Here is a 9,514-nt window from a genome sequence, read left to right on the forward strand (position 1 = left end):
TCACCGCGGCGGCCAGCCCCGCCGCGTCGCCGGGCGGGGCGAGCCAGCCCGAGCGGCCATGGTCCAGCATCTCGCTGTTGCCCGGCGCCTCGCTCGCCACGATCGGCAGCCCTGCCGCCATCGCCTCGAGCCCGGCCAGCGACAGCCCTTCGAAGCGCGACGGCAGCACGAGCAGATCGGCGGCGGCCATGAGATCGGGCATGTCGTCGCTAAGACCCAGCATCCGCACCGCGCCCGCCAGCCCGCGCCGCGCGACCTGAGCGGCTACTTCCCACAGCAGCGGACCGTCGCCGGCGAGCAGCAAAGTCGTGCCCGGATGCACGGCGAGGATCGCGGGCAGCGCATCGAGCAGCAGCGCATGATCCTTCTGGACGCTGAAGCGCGCCGCCATCAGCAGCACGGGCGCGTCGGCGAGCGCCCATCGGGCACGCAGCGCGGCGCGATCGCGCGTCGCGGCAACCGGCCGCACGCCGTTCGCGATCGTCGCGAGGCGGTTGCCGCACCCCGCCTCGCGATGGCTGTCGGCCACGGCACCCGAGACGCAGATAAGATGATCGACGTGAGAGAGCCCCGCGTCATGCTCCGCGCGCTGGGCGGCGTCTGTCAGCAGATAGGGCAGATGTTCGGTGCGGATCACCCGGGCGCCGGCCGCGCGCGCGGCGCGCGCGCTGGCATGGCCTTCCCAGCCGATGCCGGCATGCACATGGACCAGATCGGGGCGGGTGCGCGCCAGCCAGCGATCGAGATCGTGCGGGTCGGCGGGGTCGATCGCCTTGACGACATGCCCCTGCGCGCGGGCCCGCGCGAACAGCCCGGTGCCGCGCGGCGCGCCGACGACGACGTCATGGTCCCGCGCCAGCCCTTCGGCGAGCGTCAGCATATGCCGGCCGACGCCCGACGGCGCGGGGCTCTCGGTCGCGAGGACGATCCGCAATCGGCCGTGCGTCATGCGGTGGCGGGCGTCCGCTCGAGACGCGGCGCGAGACGGCGATAGGTGGCGAGCGCCTGCCCCACCACCTGATCCATATTGTAATAGCGGTAAGTGGCGAGCCGCCCGACGAAGCTCACGTCGGGCAGCGCGTCGGCCAGCGCCTCGTAGCGACGATAGAGCGCCTGATTTTCCGCGCGCGGGATCGGATAATAAGGATCGCCGTCCGCCTGCGGATATTCGTAACTGATGCTGGTGCGGGCGGCACTCTGGCCGGTGAGATGCTTATATTCGGTGATCCGCGTGTAGGGCGTTTCCACGGCGGGATAGTTGACCACCGCGACCGGCTGCACCTGCGCGACGTCCAGCGTCTCGTGCTGAAAGCGCAGGCTGCGATAGGGCAGCCTGCCGAAGCGGAAGTCGAAATATTCGTCGATCGGCCCGGTATAGACGATGCGGTCCGCGCGCGCGTCGCAGTCGGCGAACTCCAGGCCGGTCTCGATCGTGATGTTCGGATGATCCAGCATCCGCTCGAACATCGCGGTGAAGCCGTCGCGCGGCATCGCCTGGTGCCTGTCGAGGAAATAGCGGTCGTCGGTGCAGGTGCGCGTCGGCACGCGCGCGGTGACCGATTTGTCGAGCTCGGACGGGTCGAGGCCCCATTGCTTGCGCGTATAGCCGCGAAAGAAGGTCTCGTAGAGCTCCTGTCCGACCGCGGCGACGACGACATCCTCCGAGGTGCGGACGTCGCGCGGTTCGGCGCGCGCGCTCAGGAAGGCCGCCGCCGCCGCGTCGTCGCGAAGATCGAGGCCGTAGACGAGGTTCAGCGTGGTGCGGTTGATCGGGATCGGCACCAGCCCCGCCGCGACGCTCGCCAGCACGCGATGCTCATAGGGCCGCCACGCGGTGAAGCGCGACAGATAGGCGAACACCTCGTCGCTGTTGGTGTGGAAGATGTGCGGACCGTAACGGTGGACCAGGATCCCCGCCGCGTCGGCATGGTCGAAGGCGTTGCCGGCGATATGCGGGCGCTTGTCGATCACCAGCACGCGCTGGCCCGATCCCGCCGCCAGCCGCTCGGCCAGGACCGAACCCGCGAAACCCGCGCCGACGACGAGCACGTCATAATGCGGTCGCCGGCCCGCCGGGCGTATGGCAGGCGCAGCGGGGGGCGGCGATGGTGATGGCGCCATGGCCGCCTTCATCCCGGCGAACGTGCGATCCCATGAGGTCGCGGCGAGGAGGCGGTCGGCTTCGTCCAGCCACGCCCCCGTCGGCGGGAGCGCCAGCGTGCGCTCGCACGCGGCGACGAAGCCGTCGGCGTCGTCGGCGATCGCCACCGCCGCGATCGCGCCATAGTGGCGGACGACATCGGTGATCGGCGTCGAGACCACCGGCCGGCCCGCGGCGAGATATTCGGGCGTCTTGGTCGGGCTGATGAAGCGAGTCGCCTCGTTGATCGCGAACGGCATCAGCGCGGCGTTCCATCCCGAAAGATAGGCCGGCAATTCCTCATAGCCGCGCCCGCCCAGCCAGTGGATGTTGGCGCGGCGCGGCAGCGTGGCGGGATCGATCTTCACCACCGGGCCGATCATCACGATCCGCCAATCGGGCCGCGCGGCGGCGACCGCATCGATCAGGCCGAGGTCGATGCGCTCGTCGATCACGCCGTAGAAGCCGAGCTTCGGCCCGGCGATCACCGCCTGGTCGGCGGGCTCCGCGATCGCCCCGCGCGCGGCAGCGAAATGCGCGACGTCGACCGCCGAGGGGAAGGGGTGGATCGCGTCATGCCGCGCGCGCTTCGCCTCGAACAGGCTGTAGCCGCCGGTGAACATCACGTCGGCGGCGCGGATCAGCGCGTCCTCGCGCTCGATCAGCAGCGGATCGGCGAAGGCGAAGGCCGAAAGCTCGTCCATGCAATCATAGACGACGAGATCCGCCGCCAGATGGCCGGCGAAGCCCGCCATCATCGGCGTATAGAACCACAGCACCGGATCGGCGGGCACGGAGGTTGCGACGAGCATGTCGAGCAGGCCGCGCAACGCCTCCTCGACCTGTTCGCGGGCCCACCAGTGCGGCACGCGCGGGCGCAAGACGATGACATCGTCGGCGGGGAAGGGATGATATTCGAGATAGGGCAGGGGGTGATCGCAGGCGATCTGCTCTTCCCAGAAGAAGACGCGCCGCTCGGCCGCGAAGCGCCGCATCAGATGCTGGGGCCGCTGGGTCACGAAATCCCACCGCAGGTGCGAAAAACAGATCAGCGGCGGTAACGTCTGGATGGGTCCGGCGGTGGGCCTTTCGGCGATACGGGGGCCGTGCACGCCGTTCTCCAACTATCGGATGCGGACCCTTAGGCGCCTCAGCCATCCCGGCAATTGATCGAGGTCAACCCACGCGTTTTTCTGGCTTTTATGACTTCGATCAGTGCGCCAAAGCGCTGAATGCCGTGCGGCCAGGTCCAGCGCGCCAGTGCGATCTCCCGCGGCGTGAAGCGGTCGGCGGTCGCGCGCATCGTCATTATTGCATCCGCGAAAGAATTTGGCGGCGCAAGCATGCCGGTCTCCGGCAGGATATACTGCCGGCCGCAGGCAAGCTCGGCATTCGCCAGCACCGGCAGACCGGCGAGCATATATTCGGTCAGGATCGCCGGCGCGCCATCGTCCCGTCCGCAGACCAGGCCGAATCGGGCACGGTTCATCAGCCGGTTGACCTCCTCCAGCGCTACGCCGGGCGGGCCGACGCAATCGACCGACAGGCCGCGCGCCGCGATCTCGCCGCGCAGGCGGTCGGCATTCTCGCCGTAGCCGAACAGGCACAGCCCGCGCACGTCGCGCGGAAGCCGGTCGAGCGCGTCGAACAGGATATCGTGGCGTTTGTATTCCTGCGCCGCCGCGACGTAGATCAGATCATAATCCTTGGCCGTGGCGAGCGGACGGAAGAGGTCGATCGCGGCGAATTCCGGCCCGACGGGCAGGATCGCCGTCGCGATGCCGGGATGCCGCGCCAAAACCTCGTCCGATTGCCACTGCGCGCCGGTGAGCACGAGATCGAAGCAGGCGCTCACCTCGGCGGGCACGCGAAGCGACGGGGCATCGATCGAATTATAGACGATGATGCTGTTCCCGCATACTTGGAGCAGCGCCGGCGACACGCCCAGCCCATAGACCAGCAGGATATGCGGCGCGCCGAACGTCCGTACGAACCCGATCATGTCGCGATTGTCGAAGGGCGGGGCCAGGTCTTCGAGGCGGAAGGCGCGATAACCGAGCCGCGCATCGGCCGCCGCCGGCGGCGCGCGATCGCCGCCATGCTGATGGTGCCAGATTTCGGCCTGCTCGACGAGCCCTGCGGCGATGCAGGCCAGCGGCAGCCGTTCGAGATAGCCGCCGGTCACCTCCGGCGGAGGGCCGTCGGCGCCGCGCCAGGGATGCTCGCTCGCCGGCAGATCGCGCCAGTCCGCGCCGCCGCCCGGTCCCTGCGCATCGCGCCGGTCGATCCGGTCGCTGATCACGACGATCGACGGCACGCGCGTCAGCGGAGCCGCCTGCTCCCGGGGCATTGCCGGCACTCGATCGTCTCCCATGAGCAACGCCGCAATCGCGCGATTACGGCGCTCCGAGCAGGCCCGGACCGAGCACCTCGGCGCGCGCGGCGCTCGCCAGCGAGGTCGTATCGAGGATGTGGACGGCGCTTTCGCGGACCTGCGACATGACCTTGCGGATCGCGCAGGTCGCCTCGTCATGGCAGTCGCCGCACCGCGCGTAGAAATTCTGGCTGGCGCACGGCACGAGCGCGATCGGGCCATCGATCGCGCGCATGACTTCGGCGAAACTGATCTCGGCGGCGGGCCGCGCCAGCATATAGCCGCCGTTGCGGCCGCGCCGGCTCTCGACCAGGCCGGCCTTCTTCAGATCGACCATGATCGCTTCGAGAAATTTGCGCGGCACGACCTGCCGTTCGGCGATATGCGCGATCTGGACCGAACCCGTTCCGCCGCGCTCGACGAGATCCAGCAGGGCTCTTAGCGCGTATCTCGCCTTTTGCGACAGCATGGCTCCGGGTAGCGGCTACCCCGCTTCAAATCCAGCGGGGCGTTCCTCCTGGCGGGGAAGGAACATGATCCTGCGCAACTATACTCCTAGAAACTGTCCTGCTGACGTCATACTCTCGTCACCCCGGCCTTGAGCCGGGGTCCCGCTGCCTGCCGACGTTTCAGCTTGAACGAGACCGTCTCTAGCGCGCATTCTCGGCGGCGATCTGGTCGTAGACGCCGCCATTGGCGAAGTGCACCCGCTGCACGCGTCGCCAGCCGCCGAAGTTGCGATCGATGGTGAACAAGGCGAGCGGCTTGAACTGGGCGGCATATTTCTTCGCGATCGCGGGATTGCGCGGGCGGTAGAAATTGCGGCCGATGATGTCCTGCGCCTGCGGGGTGTAGAGGAAACGAAGATAGGCTTCGGCCGCCGCGCGCGTGCCATGCGTCGCGACGTTGCGATCGACCCACGCGACCGGGGGCTCGGCGAGGATCGAGAGCGAGGGATAGACGATCTCGAACGCCCCCGGCTTGGCCGAGTGGACGGCGAGCAGGGCTTCATTCTCCCACGCCAGCAGGACATCGCCCTGCCCGCGCTGGATGAACGTCGTCGCCGATCCGCGCGCGCCCGAATCCAGCACCAGGACATTCTTGTAGAGGCGCCGCACGAAATCCCTCGCCTTGTCCTGCCCATAGGTCTTGCTGGCGAACCCCCAGGCGCCGAGATACGCCCACCGCGCGGCGCCCCCGGTCTTGGGATTGGGCGCGATCACGCCGACGCCGGGCCGGACCACATCGCTCCAGTCGCGGATCTTCTTCGGATTGCCCTTGCGGACCAGCAATACGATCGTGGAATAATAAGGCGTCGAGGCGAGCGGCAATCTCTTCTGCCAGTCGGGAGCGATCAGCCCCCGATCGGCGATCTGATCGATATCGTTGGCGAGCGCCAGCGTGACGACGTCCGCCGCATTGCCCTCGATCACCGATCGCGCCTGCGCGCCCGAGCCGCCATGCGATTGCCTGATCGCGAGATCCTGTCCCGTCTTGGCCTTCCAGTAACGTGCGAACAGCGGATCGATCTGCTGGTACAGCTCGCGCGTGGGATCGTAGCTGACGTTGAGCAGCGACGCACCCGTGGCGGGGAATCCGGCCACGGCGACGGCCAATATCAAGGTCAGCAGCTTGCGCATTCGTCACTCCGCATTTCGATGTGCCAAGGCCTCGGATGTGCGATCCTGGCTCGAATGGCGCGCGAAAGCTACAGCTTCGCCTTGAAGGTCACGCCATAGGTCCGCGGATCGGCCGGCTGGCCGACGACCAGACCGGTGCTGCCCGATTGCAGCGCCAGCACCTCGTAATAATTCTTGTCGAAGATGTTGCGGACCCATCCGAAGGCATCCCAGCGATCGTTGATGCGGACGCCCGCGCGAACATTGCCCAGATAATAGCCCTGGATGTCCGTATAGGCCGATCGCGAGGGGTTCGACGAGAATTTGGAGCGGTAGCTGCCGTCGTACCCCAGATAGAATTCGCTCGTCCGGCCGAACAGATGCGACGGGATGCGATATTCGGCGCCATGCGAGAAGGCCCAGCGCGAGACGCCCGGCAGCCACTGGCCCGAAATATCGCAGGAGTTGGGGCTGACGCCGCCGGGCGTGCCGGCGGGACTGGGGGTGTTGGTCGCGGTCAGGGCGCTGCCGCCGGCGAGTTCGGGCGGGCACGGCGCATCGACGAACTTGACATATTTGGCATCGGTGAAGGCGCCGCTGAAATAGAGGCTCAGCGGATCGACCGGACGCGCCGAGAAATCGACCTCGAGCCCGCGCGTGCGGACCTTCGCCGCATTGGCGAGATAGCCCCGTATCACACCGAGCTGGCCGTTGGTGACGGTCGCCTGGAAATCCTTGATATCGGTCCAGAAACCGGAGAAGTTCAGCGTCGCGCGGCGATCGAAGAACTGGGTCTTCAAGCCGACCTCGTAATGGCTGACCTTCTCGGGCTTGACCGTCGCCGAACTCAGGATCGGATTGTTGTTGGCGTCCAGCGGCAGGCCGGAGAGATTGATGCCGCCCGATTTGAAGCTGCGCGCATAGGTCGCATAGCCCAGCACGTCGCGCGCGATATCGTAGGATGCGGTGAAATCGCCCGAGATGTTCCACTTGCGGAAGCTGGGATCATAGCTTTGCGGGGCGAGCACGCCGCGCTGATCGGCGTTGAGCGTCGTGCTGCCCGTGCCCGTGAAGACGGTCGCGACATAGGAGCCGCTCTTCTTGTCATAATTGACGCGAACCCCGGGCTGCAACCGGAGGCGATCGGTGACATGCCAGGTAAGCTGGCCGAAGGCGGCGAGGCTGGTATTCTTGAAATGGATATCGTTGAGCGACGTCAGCCCGTTGAGCACCGCCGGGTTGCAGGCATTGGCGGTCGCCGGGATACAGCCGCTGGAGCCGACGGCGACCGCGCCCGGATTGAGCAGCCATCGGCTGGCCGCCGTGCCCTGCACCTGCGATCCGGTCGTATCGATCTTCTGATAGAAGCCGAACAGGCCGCCGACATAATCGATCTTGCCGCTGCTGCCCGCATAGCGCAGCTCCTGCGTATATTGCGTCTGGTGCGAGGGGTTCTGCGAGACGGTGGTGATCGGCAGGCCGGTGAAGTCGCGATCGTTGGAGGGTTTCCAGTCCCACACGCGCCACGCGGAAACCGAGGTCAGCGTGCCGCCGCCGAGCTCCAGCTCGCCGCGCAGCGATGCGCCGTAGATCGTCTGCTTGGCGTTGATCGTGGCATCGAGATCGGTCAGGCGATCGAACGCGTTGGTGCTCGGCGGCGCATAGTTGAAGGCCGCGGCCAGCGCCGCGAACTGGCGGCTGAGCGGCCGTTGCGTCGCGCCGGTGCGCACATAGATCTGGACGCAGCAATCGGGGTTCTGGCGGTTATAGTCGCCCGACAGCGTAAGGCTGAGCGTATCGGTCGCCTTGAACAGCAGCGCGCCGCGCACGCCGAGATTGTCCTGCGAGTTGACATGCTGGCGGGTCGTCACATTGTAGATCGTGCCGTCGCGATGCGTCTCGGAGATGCCCAGGCGGATCGCCAGCTTGTCGGCGACCAGCGGGCCCGAGACCGAGGCCTTGCCTTGCTTGAAGCCGAGATTGCCGACGCTCACCTCGACCGCGCCTTCCGGTGCGAAGGTCGGTGCCTTCGAGGTGATGTTGATCGCGCCCGCGGTCGTGTTCTTTCCGTAGAGCGTACCCTGCGGCCCGCGCAGCACCTCGACCCGATCGACATCGAGGAAGTCGAGCGTCGCCGATCCGATCCGCGCGAAATAGACCTGATCGATATAGATGCCCACGCCCGGCTCGATACCGTCGTTGGTGAGCCCGAACGGCACGCCGAGCCCGCGAATGTTCACCGTCGTGTTGCGCGGATTGGTCGAGTAGAATTGCAGCGAGGGCTGGAGCTGCGTCAGCTTCAGCACGTTGAAGCTGCCCGTCGCGTCGATCGCCTTGGCGTCCGTCACGGAGATCGCGAGCGGGACCTTCTGCAAAACCTCCTGTCGGCGCCGCGCGGTGACGAGAATTTCGCCCTGCGCGCCATCGCTGCCGGTCGGCGTCGGCGCGGCGGTGGTCGCCGGCGAGGCGCCGGCGGCCGAGGGGGCCGACGCCGAATTGGGATCGCTCGGCGAAAGCTGCGCGTGCGCGGGCAGCGCCAGCAGAGACGCCCCTGCCAAAAGCAGCGTGCGTGAGCCCATGGAAATTCCCCTTAAACCGATTCTCGGGGGCAATCCCTAGCTTCAGAATAGGAATAGACGACAGAGCAAAACTTATCCCGCTGAAAGCCGCGCTGTCGGGCGGTGCCGGGCGGTTTCCGCTTAGAGGCGGTCCCGTTCAAGCTGAAGCGTCGGCCAAGCAGCGGGACCCCGGCTCAAGGCCGGGGTGACGAGAGTTCACATCAACACGACAGACCCTGTCGACGGGACAGACCCTAACGCAGCAGCGCGGTCGCCACCCCGGTCATCGTCTTCACGCCGGCTGCCACGGCGGGCCCGGGGTCGGGTGCGAAGCGGTTGTTGTGGGGGCCGGGAAGCAGCTCCCCCTTGTCGGCGGCGGCCTTGAACTTGGCGGGGTTCATCGCGCCCAGCCAGTAGAACACCACCGGTATCTTGTGGCCTTCCAACCCGTATACGCCGAAATCCTCGCTCGGCATGACGGGCGAGGCGTCGACGACATTGTCCTGGCCCAGCGTGGCGATCAGCGACGCGCGGACTCGCTCCGAAACGGCGGGATCGTTGTACAGCGGCGGCGCGGATTCGCCTTCCAGCACCGTGACGATGGGCGCACGGTCGGGCGGCAGGCCGGCCGCGACGGCGAGGCCGGCGGCGCGCGCGCGGATGCCGTCGACGATCACCTTGCGCCCCTCGTCCGAAAAGGCGCGGGTGGACAGCTCCAGCTTCACCTCGTCGGGAATGACGTTGCGCCGCGTGCCGCCATGGATCGAACCGACGGTGATCACCGTCGGATCCAGCGGATCCGCCTCGCGGCTGACGATCGTCT

General features: G+C 67.3%; 7 protein-coding genes. All 7 read right to left on the reverse strand.

Annotated features, from left to right (window positions below; all coding sequences use genetic code 11):
* A partial coding sequence (locus tag HUU94_RS11615; protein ID WP_174275234.1) for a glycosyltransferase occupies positions 1-934 on the reverse strand: 934 nt, incomplete at its 3' end.
* A gap of 11 nt (positions 935-945) precedes the next feature.
* Positions 946-3,252 carry a UDP-galactopyranose mutase gene (glf, locus tag HUU94_RS11620; RefSeq protein ID WP_254602167.1) on the reverse strand — a complete coding sequence of 769 codons (2,307 nt, stop codon included), beginning with the start codon at positions 3,250-3,252 and terminating at the stop codon, positions 946-948.
* Between the two features lie 38 nt (positions 3,253-3,290).
* The gene (locus HUU94_RS11625) at positions 3,291-4,490 is read right to left on the reverse strand and encodes a glycosyltransferase (protein WP_174275240.1); all 1,200 of its coding nucleotides are present in this window, start codon (positions 4,488-4,490) and stop codon (positions 3,291-3,293) included.
* Between the two features lie 46 nt (positions 4,491-4,536).
* Positions 4,537-4,983, reverse strand: coding sequence for an RrF2 family transcriptional regulator (locus HUU94_RS11630; protein ID WP_174275235.1), 447 nt, complete (start codon positions 4,981-4,983; stop codon positions 4,537-4,539).
* 181 nt (positions 4,984-5,164) lie between these two features.
* Positions 5,165-6,154 (reverse strand): sulfate ABC transporter substrate-binding protein, encoded by a 990-nt coding sequence (locus HUU94_RS11635; protein ID WP_174275236.1) that lies wholly within the window; start codon positions 6,152-6,154, stop codon positions 5,165-5,167.
* Between the two features lie 68 nt (positions 6,155-6,222).
* Entirely contained in the window at positions 6,223-8,712 is a 2,490-nt protein-coding gene (locus HUU94_RS11640) for a TonB-dependent receptor (RefSeq protein WP_174275237.1), read from the reverse strand.
* Between the two features lie 233 nt (positions 8,713-8,945).
* A partial coding sequence (locus HUU94_RS11645) for a peptidase dimerization domain-containing protein (protein WP_174275238.1) occupies positions 8,946-9,514 on the reverse strand: 569 nt, incomplete at its 5' end.

The sequence above is a fragment of the Sphingomonas bacterium genome (assembly GCF_903644055.1).
Classification (GTDB): domain Bacteria; phylum Pseudomonadota; class Alphaproteobacteria; order Sphingomonadales; family Sphingomonadaceae; genus Sphingomonas_I.

Excerpts from the sequence above, each read along its gene's own strand:
- HUU94_RS11625 (WP_174275240.1), bottom strand. The coding sequence starts at position 4,490 with ATGCCCCGGGAGCAGGCGGCTCCGCTGACGCGCGTGCCGTCGATCGTC.
- HUU94_RS11630 (WP_174275235.1), bottom strand. The coding sequence starts at position 4,983 with ATGCTGTCGCAAAAGGCGAGATACGCGCTAAGAGCCCTGCTGGATCTC.
- HUU94_RS11635 (WP_174275236.1), bottom strand. The coding sequence starts at position 6,154 with ATGCGCAAGCTGCTGACCTTGATATTGGCCGTCGCCGTGGCCGGATTC.
- HUU94_RS11640 (WP_174275237.1), bottom strand. The coding sequence starts at position 8,712 with ATGGGCTCACGCACGCTGCTTTTGGCAGGGGCGTCTCTGCTGGCGCTG.